This window comes from Streptomyces sp. CB02366, from assembly GCF_001905905.1.
Classification (GTDB): domain Bacteria; phylum Actinomycetota; class Actinomycetes; order Streptomycetales; family Streptomycetaceae; genus Streptomyces.
In genome coordinates this window covers 51,551-66,040 of record NZ_LIVT01000014.1, presented here as the reverse complement: position 1 = coordinate 66,040, position 14,490 = coordinate 51,551, and the positions used below count along the sequence as shown (strand labels likewise).

Sequence of the window (14,490 nt, the reverse complement as noted above, 5' to 3'; positions counted from 1 at the left end):
GGCGGGCCCGGCGTGAGCGGGCCTGAGCGGCGGTCCGCCGGAGTCGCCCTCCGGCGGGCCGCCGCTCCGTCATGGCGGGCGGGGAGGGCCGGCCCTCGCTCAGCGGGGCGGGGCCGGGACCGGGCGGACGGGGCAGTCGGCCGGGGGCAGCCGCCCGTCCCGGCCGACGAGGGTGACGGACGGGGCCCCCTGCGGGTGTGCCGCGTACGCGGCCGTGCAGAGGAGTTGGGCGCGGGCGGGTGCGGTGAGCGCCCGCACGTCGGTGTTCAGCCCGACCTCGACGGTGGGGCCGCGCGTCACGACCCGGCCCACCGCGGACGCCGCGCGCGGCAGCGAGGAGGCGTTGCGGAGGCCGGCCCGGCGTTCCTCCTTGTTCGGCCCGGCGAGCTGGGCGGTGACGGCGGCGCGGGGCGAGAGCGCCGGGTCCTCCTCCTCGCCGTCCGAGGGCGAACCGCCGCTGTGCCACGGGACGTCGACGACGCGGGGGACGGGCAGCAGATCGCCGTCCGGCGCGTGGAAGAACAGCAGCAACCGGGTCTCCCGCGGCGGCAGCAGGTCACCGAACGCCGGGCTCCCGGCCTCGACGACCTCGGTCTCCTGGATACCGCAGCCGGTGAGCGGCCCGTGGGCGAGCACCAGCAGGGCGGCGATCCGCGCCGCCCGGACCGTTCGCCTCCTCACGCGGTGGCCTCCGTCCCGTCCGGGCCGTCCTGCGGGCGCCCCTCGCGGGAGGCCGGCCCGTCGAAGGGCAGCTCCACGGTGAACAGCGCACCGCCGCCGGGCGCGTTCCGCGCACGGACCGTGCCGCCGTGGAGCCGTACGTTCTCCTGGGTGATCGCCAGGCCGAGTCCGCTTCCCGATGAGCGGGAACGTGCGGCGTCCGCCTTGTAGAAGCGGTCGAAGACGTGCGGCAGGGCGGTGTCCGCGATCCCGGGACCGTGGTCCCGCACCTCCACCACCAGGGCGTCCGTGCGCGGCGACAGCCGTACGGTGACCGGTTCGGCGCCGTGGCGCAGGGCGTTGCCGACGAGATTGGCCACGATGACGTCGAAGCGGCGCGGGTCGAGGCGGATGCGGACGCCCTCGGCCAGCTCCGTGCCGACCCGGTCGTTCCACTGCCGCCCGGAGAGGGTTCTGCGCACGGCCTCCGCCGCGTCCACCTCGTCGGTGTTCAGCTCGGCCACGCGGGCGTCGAAGCGGGACATCTCCATCAGGTCCTCCACCAGCAGGGCCAGTTTGCCGGTCTCCGCGCTGATCAGGCGCACCGCCCGCGCGGTGTCCGGGTCGAGCCTCCCGGCGTCCTCGTCCAGGACGTCCGTGACGGCGAGCATCCCGGCGAGCGGGGTGCGCAGTTCGTGCGAGACGTCCGAGGCGAAGCGCCGGGCGCGCGTCCCGGCGTCCTTCAGCTCCTGTACGGAGTGTTCGAGGCGGGCCGCCGAGGCGTTGAACGTCCGGGCGAGGTCGGCCATCTCGTCCCGGCCGCGCACGGCGATCCGGGTGTCGAGCCGTCCGCCGCCCATGGAGTGGGCGGCTCGCCGCAGTTCCCGGACGGGCCGCAGCACGCTGCGCGCCGCGAACAGGGCGGGCACCAGGGCGACGGCGAGCCCCGGCAGCGCGCCGTCGCGGGCGGCGGTCACCAGGGCGTCGATGTCGGTCTCCTCGTTCGCCAGGGGCATCACGGCGTAGAGGACGAGGCCGCTGGGCACCGCGCGGCCGCCCGGGACGGCCCGGGTCATCACCGGCATCGCGATCGTCAGGTACGCGTCGCCGCCCTTGACCACCCGTTGGAAGGCGCCGCGCGGCGAGGTGCGCGCGGAACGGCGCAGTTCGGCGGTCAGGACGCCGGAGGCGGGCCGGTCGCCCGAGGAGACGCGGACCGATCCGTACTCGGCGAACACGATCCACGGGTGGGGTTTGGAGCGTGCCGCGATGTCGTACAGCGCCCACCGGGTCGCCTCCGGGTCCAGGGGCAGGCCGGGGACGAACCGTTCGGCCTCCTCGCGGAACGAGGCGACGGCCGTGTCCTGCGCGCGTTCGAGGACCGCGCTGCGCGCCTCGCGGTAGGTCAGCGCGGCGGTCGTGACCGCGCTGACGGCGGCCACCAGCAGGAACGCGAGCACCAGCCGGGTGCGCACGCCGAACGCGGCGGCCGCTCCGGGTATCTTCACAGCGGGCCGAAGCGGTAGCCGAACCCCCGCTGGGTCTGGATGTACCGGGGACTGTCGGACCGGTCCTCGACCTTGACGCGCAGGCGGCGCACGCAGGCGTCCACCAGGCGTACGTCGCTGTGGTAGCTGTGGTCCCAGACCTCCTCCAGGAGTTGCTGGCGGCTGAAGACGCGGCCCGGTTCGGCGGACAGGAACAGCAGCAGCTTCAGTTCGGACGGCGCCAGGGCGACCGGCTCACCCGCTTTGAGGACGGTGTGCCCGGCACGGTCGACGTCGAGGTCGCCGTGGTGCTCGACGGTGTGCCGCGCCCCGGCGGGGGCCTCGACACTGCGCAGCACGGCACGGATGCGGGCCTCGATGACCTCGGTGCGGGCGGGTTTGACGACGTAGTCGTCCGCTCCCGCCTCCAGGCCGACGACGATGTCCACGTCGTCGCCGCGCGCGGTGAGCATGATGATCGGTAACTGGCTGGTGGCGCGCACCCGGCGGCACACCTCGACGCCGTCCATCTCGGGGAGCATCAGGTCGAGCAGGAGGAGGTCGGGGCGGAACGTGGCCAGTGCCTCCAGCCCGGCCTCCCCGGTCGCGGTGGCGAGGATCTCGTGGCCGCGTCGCCGCAGCCCCATCTCGACGCCGTCCCGCACGGAGGGGTCGTCTTCGACCAGGACGACGCGTGGCATGCCGTATCTCCAGACACGGGGAGGGAGAGGGGAAAGAAAGGAAAGAAGGGGGAGGAGGGCCCGGGGCCGCGGCGGAGTGGCGGCGGCGCGCCGGCCCGGCCCCCGGTGCGGAGCGGGTTCACCCCGCGGCGGCGGTGTGCACGCTGACCGCGTAGCCGCCGCCCTCGTGGTAGGGGTCGCCGCTCCAGGTCGCGTACCGCTGCCGCAGGACCAGCCCGGCCCGGTCGCACCATTCGTCGAACTCGGTGAGGGTCACCGGCGCTTCCGTCAGAGGCAGATGGGCGGCGTCCAGTCCCATGCCGGTGACCAGCAGGCCGCCGGGGCGCAGTGCGGCGGCGAGGTGTCCGACGACGGTTTCCCCGGTGCCGGGGGCCAGGAGGGGGATGACGTTCCCGGCGGCGAGCACCAGGTCGAAGTCCGTGTCCAGGCCGAGGGCGTCCAGCTGGGCCAGGTCGCCGAGGAGCCACTCCTGCTCGGGCGCTTCCCGGCGGGCGACGGCCAGCATCGAGGAGTCGACGTCCACACCGGTGCAGTGGTGGCCCAGTTCGGCGAGGCGGATGGCGATGCGGCCGGTTCCGCAGCCCGCGTCGAGCACCTTGGCGGCGGGCGGCGCCAAGGTGGCGCAGAAGGTCGCCTCGCCGTGGACGTCATGGCCGGACGCGGCGAGCCGGGCGAAGCGCTGCGCGTACTCCTCCCCCGCCTGTCCCCCGGTCAGTTCCGCCCAGCGGTCGCGCTGCCCAGTCATGCTTTCCCGTTTCCTCCGGTCGGCTCCCCCGGCGGCAGCATAATCGAGCGTGCCGTACGGAGGCCCGATCGGGCGGCTCCGGCCGCGGGGCGGGCCGCCGTCCCGACCCGTCCGCCGAGGGAGGCGGCTTCGGGGTACCGTCCCGGTACGGCGGACGACACACGGAGGACATGATGGGCGGTCAGGTAACGGCGGTGTGCCGCAGCGAGCGGTACGCGTTCAGCAAGCCCACCCGCCCCTCCGTCACCCTCCTCGCCGGGCTCGGCGTGGAGGGCGACGTGCACGCGGGCAGGACGATCCGGCACCAGTTCCGTATGACGTACGAGCCCGATCTGCCCAACCTGCGCCAGGTCCACCTGATGCACGAGGAACTCTTCGCGGAGCTGGCGCTCAAGGGGTACGACGTATCGGCGGGCCGACTGGGCGAGAACATCACCACCGCGGGGGTGGACCTCCTCGGCCTTCCCACCGGCGCCCTGCTGCGCCTGGGAGCGGAAGCGGTGCTGGAGGTGACCGGGCTGCGCAACCCGTGCGCGAAGATCAACGACTTCCGCGAGGGGCTGCTGGGCGAGGTCTTCTCCCTGGATCCCGTGTCGGGCGGGTTCACGTTCAAGGCGGGCGTCATGGCTGTGGTGCTGAACGGGGGGACGGTCCGCCCCGGGGACCCCGTCGAGATCGAACTGCCGCCTCTCCCCCACCGGCCCCTGGAGCGCGTGTAGGGGGGCCTTCGCCCCCGGAGCCCGGGGCGGGGGGGGCGCCCCCGGCCCCGGCCCCGGTCCCGGGAGACGACGGCATCGGATTCCGTCGGCGGGACGGCCTCGCGGCGAGCGGGCACGCGGGCGCCGGAGGCCGCGGGCCCGTCCGGCCTCAGTCCTGCCGCTCCAGGGTGTCCGCGAAGGCGCGCAGCGCGTCGGCCAGGTCCTTCTTCGTCGGCAGCTCGTCGACCTTCTTCTCCAGTTCGCCGAGGCGCTCGGCCACCTCCGCCAGGTCGGCCGGAGCCGTGGGCGAAGGGGTGGGCCCGCCGGTGGGAGGCGGTCCGCTGGGGCTGGGCTCGGATCCCCCGGAGGATCCGGAGTCGCCGCCCTGCGAGCCGCCGGACCCGCTCACGCTCCCGCCGCTGTCGGAGCCCTCCGAACCGCCCTCGCTCCCTCCTCCGTCGGTCCCCCCGGAACCGCTCACGCTCCCGCCGTCGACTCCGGTCGAGGCCTCGCCGCCGCCGCTCGACTGCGGAGGCACGCTCTCGACCGGCACCGGGTCGGCAGGCCCGTCGCCCGCCGTCCCCACCGCCAGCGCACCGCCGACGCCGAACACCACCGCGGCGGCGGCTCCGACCAGTGCGGCCGTCATGCGTCTCGCCCGTATCTTTCCCGTGGTCGCCATGGTGCGGAGCCTAACCACCGCGCCGGGCGGAAGGACCGGTTCCCGCAGACCCGTGCGAACGATCGGCGGGAGCGCCCCCGGTCGGGCGGTGCGGGGTGGGAACGCCCCGGGGACCGGCGGAAATGGGCTTCAGGTTCGCTTCAGTTCGGGCTGTTAGAGTGCAGTCCTGCGGCGGCAATTCGCCGAGCGGCTTTGACATTTCGTTCTACGAGCCGAAACAACCGGGACAGGGAGCGTAGGAATGCGCTGCAGGGAGACGTCGGCCTTCCAGGCCGTCCTCTCCGTGCTCCTGATGGTGTCCGCGCTCGCTCTCGGCTCCTTCGCTCAGACTCCGCAGCCCGCCGGCGCGACGGCTCATCCCCCGGCCGTTTCCGTGTTCGACACGTCCGGGCCGAGTATGCCGCTGGAAGGCGTGGACGGTGACGCCACGCTCCAGCAGCGCCACAAGGCGGGGAACACGACGGCCTCCTCCCCCGTTCAGGCGGGCGCTCCCTCCTCGTCTCCGGAGCTGCACGACTGCGCGTCGGACGTCGTCCGGCAGCACGCGTCGCCCCCGGGGTCGCGAAGCCCTGTCCAGGTCCGGATCCTCCGCTGCTGAGTGAGCGCACCCGGGGTCGGGTGCCGTCCGCCTGACCGCTGACCGCTGACCGCTGACCGCTGACCGCTGACCGCTGACCGCTGGAGACCGTACGACGGTTCGGCCTTCGGTGCGGCACGTCGTACCGTGCCCGGCCCGGCGGTGAGCAGACCCGTGCCGTTCGGACTTCCGCCGTCCACCGTCCACCGGCGAATGTGCGCCGTCGCCCCGCCTTTCCCGCGCCCCGTATTCCGTGGTTCGCCTCTCCTGTCCGTATCCGCGTCCCGTGGCCCGCACCCCGGAGAAATACGTCGCCATTCGGACGGCACGGATTCCCGGCGCATTCCTTGACCCGCCCCTTACGAAGCCGAATCGACCGGCACTCCGGCCCCGGCCCCGCATCAGTTCTGGAGCAGACGCATATGCATCACATTCCCCTCGCATCGGAGCCGACGGGCGGCATCGCCGGGTGGGCGACCGGCCTCGTCGACACCCTGGGCGGCCCGGGGGCCGGGTTGGCGATCGCCCTGGAGAACCTTTTTCCTCCGCTGCCGAGCGAAGTCATCCTGCCGCTGACGGGCTTCGCCGCGGGGCAGGGGGTGATCAGCCTGTTCTCCGCCCTGTTCTGGACGACTCTGGGGTCGGTGGTGGGCGCTGTCGCCCTGTACTGGATCGGCGCCCTCTTCGGCCGGGACCGCATGTACGCCCTGTGGGAGCGGCTTCCCCTGGTGAAGGTCTCCGACCTGGAGAAGACCGAGAAGTGGTTCCAGAAGCACGGCATGAAGGCCATCTTCTTCGGCCGGATGATTCCGATCTTCCGCAGTCTGATCAGCGTCCCGGCGGGCGTCGAGCGGATGCCGATGCCGACCTTCGTGCTCTTCACCGCTCTCGGCAGCTTCCTGTGGAACACCGTCCTCGTCATGGCGGGTTATCTGCTGGGCGACCAGTGGGACCTCGTGGAGCGTTACGTCGGGGTGCTCTCCAAGGCGGTGCTCGTGCTGGTCGTCGCGGCGCTGGTCGTGGCGGTCGTCCGCAGGGTGCGTGCCCGTCGGGGGGAGCGGCGGAAGGACCACGCGTGACCGTTCCGGCGAACCGTCCGGGGCCCGGCGCCGCGGGCGGCTCCCCGCTCACCCGGCGAGGACCGCCGGGCGGTCCACGAACACCCGTTACGGGAAGCCGCGTACGGTGCGCGGACCATCGATCCGATCGACAAGGTGGCAGACATGGCTATGTGGGACCGCATCAAGGAACAGGCGAAGGGACTGCAGCAGCAGTCGCAGGGAACCGGCGGCGGGGCCGGCGGCCGACAGCCGGGGGCAGGGGCGGGGGGCGGCTCGAAGGAGAAACTGGTCGGGCTTCTCAAGTCCCAGCTGGGCTCGATCAAGACGGAGTTGAAGAGCGGTGCGTACCGGGACGCCAGCATGGCGATGTGCGCGCTGGTCGCGGCCGCCGACGGCTCCGTCGACCCCGCCGAGCGGCAGCATGTGGAGTCGCTGATCCTGCGGAACGACGTCCTGCAGAACTTCCCGCCCGAGCAGCTGCGGCAGAGGTTCAACAAGCACGTCGACCAGCTGATGTCCAACTTCCCGCAGGGCAGGGCGGACGCCATGCAGGAGATCGCGAAGGCGGCGAAGAAGCCGGTGGAGGCCAAGGCGGTCGTCCAGACCGGCTTCGTGATCGCCGGTGCGGACGGGTACATCGCCCCGGCCGAGGCCCAGGTGCTGCGCGAGGCGTGCACGGCGCTCGGGGTCTCGCCGCAGGAGTTCGGCCTCTGAGACCCGGTCGTGCCCACCCGGCGTTGTGCGGGCCCCGGTGGGCTTCCCTCCCGCCTTCCTGAACGGGCTGCCGGGGCGGGATGGGCGCGGGCGGCGGAGCGCCGCGGGTCCGGCCGGGAGACGGCGGGTCCGCGGCGGGCGGGGCGGCGGCCCGCGGGGAGGCCTGATCCGTTCTCGGAGGCCGTCCGGAACGGAGTCGTGCCGTCCGCGACGTGCCGCCACGTCCAGCCGCCCCGCCTCCTCCCGCGGGCCCGGATCGGGGCCCGCGGGAGGAGAGGCGGTCAGGCGGTCACCTTGGCGATGAACGCGGCGAGGTTCCCCACGGTCCGTTCGATCTGCTGCTCCAGGGGAAGGGACTCGCGCAGCCGCCCGCCCATGCCCGCGTCCTTCTTCCCTCGTACGTAGAGGGAGCAGGCGAGGTCGCTGCACATGTACGTACCGACCGAGTTTCCCTGCTGGCCCGCCTTGCCCGACCTGGGCGCCACCAGCAGCGAGACTCCCCCGGTGTGAACGGTCAGGCAGATCGGGCACATGCTGCGGCGGGTCTGCCAGGAACCCGCGTCGGAGGAGCGGAGCTGGATGGCGACCGGCCCTTCCCCGGTCGGCAGCACCAGGTAGGCGCGGTCGGGGGCCTGCGGATCGCGCCAGCCCAGGAAGTCGAGATCGTCCCAGGGCCGGTCGGCCAGGTCGCGCGGGACGGACAGGCGCTTGGCCTCGCCCTTGGTGCAGTTCACGAAGGCGGTGCGGATCTCTTGCTCGGTCAGGGGCTTCATACGAACCACGCTAAGTTGCCTAAAAGCGTTAGGCAAACGTATATTTTCTTAGGTCATCAGCGATAAGCATTCGGGAGCGGCATGGCGCGAGCAGGGCTGGGCACGGAGAGCGTGGCACGGGCGGGGGCCGAACTGGCGGACGAGATCGGCTTCGAGCACGTGACCCCCTCGGAGCTCGCCCGGAAGCTGGGCGTGCGGACCGCGAGCCTGTACTCGCACGTCAAGAACGCCCACGACCTCAGGACGAGGATCGCGCTGCTGGCCCTGGAAGAACTCGCCGACGAGGCGTCGGCCGCCATCGCGGGCCGGGCGGGCCGGGACGCGCTCCGCGCCTTCGCCGACGCCTACCGCGACTACGCGCTCCGGCACCCGGGCCGCTTCACCGCGGCGCGGTACCGGCTCGACCCGGAAGCGGCGGCGGCGAGCGCGGGCGCACGGCACTCCCTGCTGACCCGGGCCATCCTGCGCGACTACGGCCTGGACGCCTCCCGGGAGACGCACGCGGTGCGGCTCCTGGGCGGGTTCTTCAACGGTTACGTGCAACTGGAGGCGGCGGGCGGCTTCAGCCACAGCTCCCCCGCCTCCGAGGAGAGCTGGAGGGAGATCATCGACGCGCTCGACTCCCTGCTCCGCGACTGGCCCGCCCCCTCCTGACCTCTCGCCCGCCCCCGCAGCCCCCGCCCTCGCCCTCGCCCTCGCCCTCGCCCTCGCGACGAACGAAGAGACCGAGCACATGAGCACCCCTCACGGCTGGACCACGACTCCGATCACCACCGACATCCTGCGGGGCGCTCTCGACCTGGAGCAGACCGAGCGGGGGGCGCTGCCGCACCGGCTGCCCGCGCGGGCGCGGCGGCAGATCCCGGACGGGCAGCTCGCCATGGCCGAGTCGCAGCCCTCCGGGGTCCGCCTGGCGTTCCGCACCCGGGCCACCGCCGTGGAGCTGGACGTGGTGGCCACCAAGCGGGTCTACGTCGGAGCGCCGCCGCGCCCCGACGGGGTGTACGAGCTCCTGGTGGACGGCCGCCTCACGGACCGGGCCGGCGTGCCCGACGGGGACACGCTCACGATCGACATGGCCGCGGGGACGGCGCGGGTCCGGCCGGGCCCGACGGAGACGCTCCGGTTCACCGGGCTGCCGGACGCCGAGAAGGACGTCGAGATCTGGCTGCCCCACGACGAGACGACCTGCCTGGTCGCCCTGCGTGCCGATGCCCCGGTCCTGAGCCCCCGGCCGAGCGGCCGGCCCGTCTGGCTGCACCACGGCAGCTCCATCAGCCACGGTTCCAACGCGGCCGCCCCGACCGGCACCTGGCCCGCCCTGGCCGCTTCTCTGGGCGGGGCGGAACTGATCAATCTGGGGTTCGGCGGCGGCGCGCTGCTCGACCCCTTCACGGCCCGCGCCATGCGCGACACACCGGCCGACCTGCTCAGCGTCAAGATCGGCATCAATGTGGTCAACGCCGATCTGATGCGGTTGCGCGCGTTCGGTCCGGCCGTCCACGGCTTCCTCGACACCCTCCGCGAGGGGCATCCCACCGCTCCGCTGCTGGTGGTCTCACCGGTCTACTGCCCCATCCACGAGAACACCCCGGGTCCCAGCGCCCCGGACACCAGCGCGATGGGCGAGGGGCGGCTGCGGTTCCGGGCCACCGGCGATCCGGCGGAGACGGCCGCGGGAAAGCTCACCCTCACCGTCATCCGGGACGAACTGGCCAGGATCGTCGAACAGCGCGCGACCACCGATCCCCGCCTGTACCACCTGGACGGGCTGGACCTCTACGGCGCGAGCGATCACGCGGAACTCCCGTTGCCCGACGCCCTGCACCCGGACCCCGCCGCCCACCGGCGCATCGCCGAGCGGTTCGCGCGGCGCGCCTTCGGCCCCGGCGGGCCGTTCGCCCGGCAGGACCGGTAGCCGCACGCCGCTTTCGGCCGGGCCGCCGACCGCGAGCCGGGACGGGCGGGAGCCGGTGCGGTATGGGCCCGGCCTCCCGCCCTCCGCAGTCCTCTCCGGCTACGGGGCGTCCACCAGGAGGCGGCCGTCCGCCGGGGCGGGGGAGGCGAGGCCGCGCGCGTAGGCGTACTCCACGCGGGACCGCTCGGTCGCGTTGGGAACGGCGTTCGTGCAGCTCGTTCCGGCGCTGGAACCCGACATCAGCTGGGAGCAGGGGCCGGGCTTGGTGTCCGGCAGGCCCAGGCTGTGACCGAGTTCATGGGCGGCGATACGGGTCTTGTCGTGCCCCTGCGCGACCGCCTGGCTGCCCAGCTCCACCCGGGCCTGCCCGCCGGGGCGGACCGGGCCGAGGGTGGCCTGCGGCCAGCCGCTGGTGGCCACGATCTGTATCTCGGCACGGGTGCCGGGGGCGGCTTCGACGAGCTTGACGTTGCCGACGTTCGCGTTCCAGGAGGCGACGCCCGCTGCGATCGCCGCCTCCCAGCCGCCGGCCCGGCTGTCGTCGTAGCGGAGCGTCACCGCGGCTGCCGTGCTCTCCGTCGCCGCCGAGGCCGGCGCGGGGGCGGCGTGCGAGGCCGTCGCCGCGGCCAGGGTGATCGCCGCGGCGACTCCGGCCGCCTTGAACCATCTCGAATCCAGCATTGCTGTCCCTTCACTCATGGGGGGCTCGGCTCCACGGGGAAGCCGGGCGAGTGGGAGGACGGCGCGCGGCTCACGGGGAACCGAGCGGCCACGATGACCGGTTGCCGCTCTCCCGGGGCCGCAGGAACCTATGCCGCGCGAACACCTTGATCATGCACCTGCCATAAAATGCGGCCGGAAACCTCCCCCCGCCCTCAGGTGGCTCCGGGGCCGCCGCGCCCGGGGGCCGGTTCCGTACCCTGGGGACATGCGTATGCGACCCACGCTCAGCTGGACCTCCACCGAGGAGCCGCCGCCGGGCACGACCGACCTGGAACCGGTGGTCGAGGCGCTGCGCGGCGGCGGAGTCCTGGTCCTGAGCGGAGCCGGCATCTCCACGGAGTCGGGCATCCCCGACTACCGGGGCGAGGGCGGGAGCCTGAGCCGGCACACCCCGATGACGTACCAGGACTTCACCGCCGACGCCGGGGCCCGTCGCCGCTACTGGGCGCGCAGCCATCTCGGCTGGCGTACGTTCGGGCGCGCCCGCCCGAACGCCGGGCACCGGGCGGTGGCCGCGTTCGAGCGGCGGGGGCTGCTCTCGGGCGTGATCACCCAGAACGTCGACGGTCTGCACCAGGCCGCCGGCAGCGAGGGCGCCGTGGACCTCCACGGGCGGCTGGACCGGGTGGTCTGCCTCTCCTGCGGCGACCTCAGCCCACGCCGCGAGCTGGCGCACCGGCTGGAGCGGGCCAACGAGGGCTTCGCACCGGTGGCCGCCGCGATGAACCCGGACGGCGATGCCGATCTCACCGACGAGCAGGTCGGGGACTTCACCGTGGCGCCCTGCGCCGTCTGCGGCGGCGTCCTCAAACCGGACGTGGTGTTCTTCGGCGAAGCCGTGCCCCCGCCGCGGGTCGAGCGCTGCCGCGCGCTGGTCCGCGAGGCGGACGCCCTCCTGGTCCTGGGCTCCTCGCTGACCGTGATGTCCGGGCTCCGGTTCGTCCGTCAGGCCGCCGAGGCCGGTACGCCGGTGCTGATCGTCAACCGGGACGCCACACGGGGCGACCGGTACGCCGTGACCCGCATCGCCCTGCCGCTGGGAGCGGCCCTCACCACCGTGGCCGACCGGCTCGGCGTCCCCCTCCCCGACCGCGCGACGCCAGGGCCCGCGTAGCGGACCGGGCGAGGCGCGAACGGGCGCCGACGACGGACGGCCGACCTCCCCCGGCGGCTCTGCGCGCACAGAGCATTACCGATATAGATACTTATGGGCAGTTTTCCGCCCGGTCAGTCGGGTATCCGGCAGAGAGGCGGAGTGCGACGTTCCGCGTTCCGCCCCCACCGTGAGCTCGCCGGGGGGCCGCCGCCCGGAGCCGGGCTCAGCGGCATCGCGGGCTGGCCCGCCCCGCCCCGCCCGTCCTTCCGCCTTTCCCTCCGCCTTCCGAGGCGCCGACAGCGAGGAGCAACCGTGCCCGCAGTACCCGACATCACCCTCAACAACGGTGTGACCATCCCCCAGCTGGGCTTCGGCACCTTCCAGATCCCGCGGGACGAGACGTGCGAGACCACGCTCGCCGCTCTGGAGACCGGTTACCGGCACATCGACACGGCGCAGATGTACGGCAACGAGAAGGAGGTCGGCCAGGCCGTCCGGGAATCGGGGCTCGACCGCGCCGACGTCTTCGTGACGAGCAAACTGAACAACGGCGCCCACGCGTACGACGAGGCCCTGCGGGCGTTCGACCGCACCGCGGAGGAACTGGACCTCGACTACGTGGACCTCTTCCTCATCCACTGGCCCCTGCCGGGAGGTCCGGACGACTTCGTGGAGGCGTGGAAGGCCCTGGAGGAGATCTACCGCTCCGGGCGCGTCAAGGCGATCGGGGTCTCCAACTTCCAGGAGAACCACCTGCGCCGACTGCTGGACGCCGGCACGGTGGTGCCCGCCGTCAACCAGATCGAGGTGCACCCCTACCTCACCCAGGACGCCCTCCGCGCCTTCGGGGCGGAGCACGGCATCGCCACGGAGGCGTGGTCGCCCATCGCCCAGGGCAAGGTGCTCTCGGACCCGACGATCGGCCGCATCGCCGAGCGGGTGGGCAGGACGCCCGCGCAGGTGGTGCTGCGGTGGCATCTGCAGCGCGGGGACATCGTCTTCCCCAAGTCGGTGACGCTGAAGCGCATCCAGGACAACTTCGCGCTCTTCGACTTCGAACTGACCGAAGGGGACGTCGGGGAGATCTCGGCCCTCGACCGCGGCGAGCGCACCGGGCCCGACCCGGACACGTTCAACGGCTGACTCGGCCCACGCGCGGTGCGGGCCCGGCCCGGGGTACGCCCCGGCGCCGGGCCCGCGCCGTGTGCGCGGCACCCCGGTGCGGGCGGGCACGCCGGTTTCCGCCGCTGCGGGATCTCGTGGGGTCGCGGGCCCGAAAGGGGAGGGCGGGTCGCGGAGCCCGCCGTGCTGGCGGAGGAGGCCGCCGAGACCCTCCTCCCCCTCGCGGAGGAACGCGGCGTCACCGTCGAGGTGCGCGGCGCCGTGGCCCCCGCCGACGGATCGCCGGCCCTGCTGCTGCAGCTGACCACGAACCTCGTGCACAACGCGATCGTCCACAACCTGCCGGAAGCGGGCATCGTCCGGGTCACCACGAGCATCCGCCCCAAAGCCGTGGAGCTGGCGGTGGAGAACACCGGGGCGCCGCTCTCCCCGGAGCTGGTGCCGACGCTCACCGAACCGTTCCGGCGCGGCGCGGAGCGTCTGCGGACCCACGACGCGGGCGTCGGCCTCGGGCTGGCGATCGTCGAGACCATCGCCCGGGCGCACGACGGGACGCTCGCCCTCGCCCCGCGCCCGGACGGGGGGCTCCACGTCACGGTGGAGCTTCCCGCCGCCCCGCCGGCCGACGGGTGAGCGACGGCGTCGGAGTGCCGTACGGCAGGATGGGGCCATGAGCGTAGTCAAGATCAATGTACTGACCGTCCCCCGGGAACAACGCGAGACGTTGGAGAAGCGCTTCGCTTCCCGCGCCCACGCCGTGGAGAACTCCGACGGCTTCGAATGGTTCGAACTGCTCCGGCCCGTGGAGGGCACGGACGACTACCTCGTCTACACGCGCTGGCGCGACGAGGAGTCCTTCCAGGCGTGGATGGAGGGCCCGATGAAGGCGGCCCACCAGGGTGGCGACGCCCCGGGCGGCGAGCGCCCCAAGCCGGCGGCCGGCGGATCGACCCTGTGGTCCTTCGAGGTCGTGCAGCAGGCCTCCCCGGCCGGAGCGTAACCCCGCCACGCGTACGCACCGCTCCCGTCCGGTGCGGCCGGGCAGGACGGGAGCGGTGACCAGCTCGCCCGCCGGACCTCCGGCCGGACCGGGGCCGTGCGGGTCGGCGGGCGATCGGCGGCAGTCCGGCCGGGCGGTGTCGTGCACCGCGCGGCCCACGGTCGTGTCCGGGCAGTACCCGTGGGCCGGCCCCCGGTGGCAGGCGCACGGCCGGGCGGGGACGCCGCCGTAGTGGCCGGCCCGGAGGACGCCCTCCACCACGGCGTGGCGACCGGCGTCCGGGGCGCAGCGAGCCGTCGGATCGACCAGGCCGATGTGCGCCGCCCCTGACAGGTCGCGTCGGCGCAGCACGGTAGGGCGGATGGCGTCCTGGCCCACCACCGCCGCCCCTCGACCGAACGCGGCGCGGGCGGTGGCCACCGCGCTCGGCTTTCCCGAGGCGCCGGCGCCGCGCGGGATGATCGGCCCGGTCCCTGGGCGCGCCCTCCTTCGCGGCGACCGCCGAAGGGGGCCGGAAGATGTCCGGCCCGGCG

The 14,490-nt window shown here is 73.7% G+C and carries 16 protein-coding genes and 1 pseudogene; 10 read left to right on the top strand and 7 right to left on the bottom strand.

Features of this window, described 5'->3' with window-relative positions; genetic code table 11:
* Nucleotides 1–99: 99 nt before the first annotated feature.
* The 4 genes from AMK24_RS27950 to AMK24_RS27935 form a co-directional block, all read right to left on the bottom strand.
* The gene (locus tag AMK24_RS27950; protein WP_073771676.1) at nucleotides 100–681 is read right to left on the bottom strand and encodes a hypothetical protein; all 582 of its coding nucleotides are present in this window, start codon (nucleotides 679–681) and stop codon (nucleotides 100–102) included.
* Nucleotides 678–2,168: a sensor histidine kinase gene (locus AMK24_RS27945; RefSeq protein WP_073771675.1), complete on the bottom strand. Its 1,491-nt coding sequence runs from the start codon at nucleotides 2,166–2,168 to the stop codon at nucleotides 678–680. The genes AMK24_RS27950 and AMK24_RS27945 overlap by 4 nt, the downstream gene beginning before the upstream one ends.
* Complete coding sequence (locus AMK24_RS27940; protein ID WP_073771674.1) at nucleotides 2,165–2,848, bottom strand: response regulator transcription factor; 684 nt, start codon at nucleotides 2,846–2,848, stop codon at nucleotides 2,165–2,167. The genes AMK24_RS27945 and AMK24_RS27940 overlap by 4 nt, the downstream gene beginning before the upstream one ends.
* A gap of 118 nt (nucleotides 2,849–2,966) precedes the next feature.
* Nucleotides 2,967–3,593: a class I SAM-dependent methyltransferase gene (locus tag AMK24_RS27935; protein ID WP_073771673.1), complete on the bottom strand. Its 627-nt coding sequence runs from the start codon at nucleotides 3,591–3,593 to the stop codon at nucleotides 2,967–2,969.
* 173 nt (nucleotides 3,594–3,766) lie between these two features.
* On the opposite strand from AMK24_RS27935, the gene AMK24_RS27930 reads away from it, so the two are divergent.
* Entirely contained in the window at nucleotides 3,767–4,312 is a 546-nt protein-coding gene (locus AMK24_RS27930; RefSeq protein WP_073771672.1) for an MOSC domain-containing protein, read from the top strand.
* Between the two features lie 148 nt (nucleotides 4,313–4,460).
* On the opposite strand, the gene AMK24_RS27925 is transcribed toward AMK24_RS27930, so the two are convergent.
* On the bottom strand, nucleotides 4,461–4,973 hold the full coding sequence (locus AMK24_RS27925; protein WP_073771671.1) for a hypothetical protein: 513 nt from the start codon (nucleotides 4,971–4,973) through the stop codon (nucleotides 4,461–4,463).
* Between the two features lie 241 nt (nucleotides 4,974–5,214).
* On the opposite strand from AMK24_RS27925, the gene AMK24_RS27920 reads away from it, so the two are divergent.
* From AMK24_RS27920 to AMK24_RS27910, 3 genes are all read left to right on the top strand, one after another.
* A complete protein-coding gene (locus tag AMK24_RS27920) occupies nucleotides 5,215–5,571 on the top strand; it encodes a hypothetical protein (RefSeq protein WP_073771670.1) in 357 nt (118 codons plus the stop codon).
* Between the two features lie 401 nt (nucleotides 5,572–5,972).
* The gene (locus AMK24_RS27915) at nucleotides 5,973–6,629 is read left to right on the top strand and encodes a DedA family protein (RefSeq protein ID WP_073771669.1); all 657 of its coding nucleotides are present in this window, start codon (nucleotides 5,973–5,975) and stop codon (nucleotides 6,627–6,629) included.
* A gap of 144 nt (nucleotides 6,630–6,773) precedes the next feature.
* Nucleotides 6,774–7,325 (top strand): tellurite resistance TerB family protein, encoded by a 552-nt coding sequence (locus AMK24_RS27910; protein WP_199876518.1) that lies wholly within the window; start codon nucleotides 6,774–6,776, stop codon nucleotides 7,323–7,325.
* A gap of 281 nt (nucleotides 7,326–7,606) precedes the next feature.
* Here the strand turns inward: AMK24_RS27910 and AMK24_RS27905 are convergent, their stop codons facing one another.
* Complete coding sequence (locus AMK24_RS27905) at nucleotides 7,607–8,098, bottom strand: FBP domain-containing protein (protein WP_073771667.1); 492 nt, start codon at nucleotides 8,096–8,098, stop codon at nucleotides 7,607–7,609.
* Between the two features lie 81 nt (nucleotides 8,099–8,179).
* Between AMK24_RS27905 and AMK24_RS27900 the strand changes: the two genes are divergently transcribed.
* Nucleotides 8,180–8,752 carry a TetR/AcrR family transcriptional regulator gene (locus AMK24_RS27900; protein ID WP_073771666.1) on the top strand — a complete coding sequence of 191 codons (573 nt, stop codon included), beginning with the start codon at nucleotides 8,180–8,182 and terminating at the stop codon, nucleotides 8,750–8,752.
* 79 nt (nucleotides 8,753–8,831) lie between these two features.
* Nucleotides 8,832–10,016 carry a GDSL-type esterase/lipase family protein gene (locus tag AMK24_RS27895; RefSeq protein ID WP_073771665.1) on the top strand — a complete coding sequence of 395 codons (1,185 nt, stop codon included), beginning with the start codon at nucleotides 8,832–8,834 and terminating at the stop codon, nucleotides 10,014–10,016.
* Between the two features lie 99 nt (nucleotides 10,017–10,115).
* Here the strand turns inward: AMK24_RS27895 and AMK24_RS27890 are convergent, their stop codons facing one another.
* Nucleotides 10,116–10,697, bottom strand: coding sequence for a snapalysin family zinc-dependent metalloprotease (locus AMK24_RS27890; protein WP_073771664.1), 582 nt, complete (start codon nucleotides 10,695–10,697; stop codon nucleotides 10,116–10,118).
* Nucleotides 10,698–10,944: 247 nt separating this feature from the next.
* Here AMK24_RS27890 and AMK24_RS27885 point away from each other — a divergent pair, with 247 nt between their 5' ends.
* The 4 genes and pseudogenes from AMK24_RS27885 (at nucleotide 10,945) to AMK24_RS27870 (ending at nucleotide 13,957) form a co-directional block, all read left to right on the top strand.
* Complete coding sequence (locus AMK24_RS27885; RefSeq protein WP_199876517.1) at nucleotides 10,945–11,853, top strand: NAD-dependent protein deacetylase; 909 nt, start codon at nucleotides 10,945–10,947, stop codon at nucleotides 11,851–11,853.
* Between the two features lie 294 nt (nucleotides 11,854–12,147).
* On the top strand, nucleotides 12,148–12,978 hold the full coding sequence (locus AMK24_RS27880) for an aldo/keto reductase (RefSeq protein ID WP_073771662.1): 831 nt from the start codon (nucleotides 12,148–12,150) through the stop codon (nucleotides 12,976–12,978).
* 159 nt (nucleotides 12,979–13,137) lie between these two features.
* Nucleotides 13,138–13,590: pseudogene (locus AMK24_RS27875) on the top strand (sensor histidine kinase); the annotation flags it as partial.
* Between the two features lie 37 nt (nucleotides 13,591–13,627).
* Nucleotides 13,628–13,957, top strand: a complete 330-nt coding sequence (locus AMK24_RS27870) for an antibiotic biosynthesis monooxygenase family protein (RefSeq protein ID WP_073771661.1) — start codon at nucleotides 13,628–13,630, stop codon at nucleotides 13,955–13,957.
* Nucleotides 13,958–14,490: the final 533 nt, after the last annotated feature.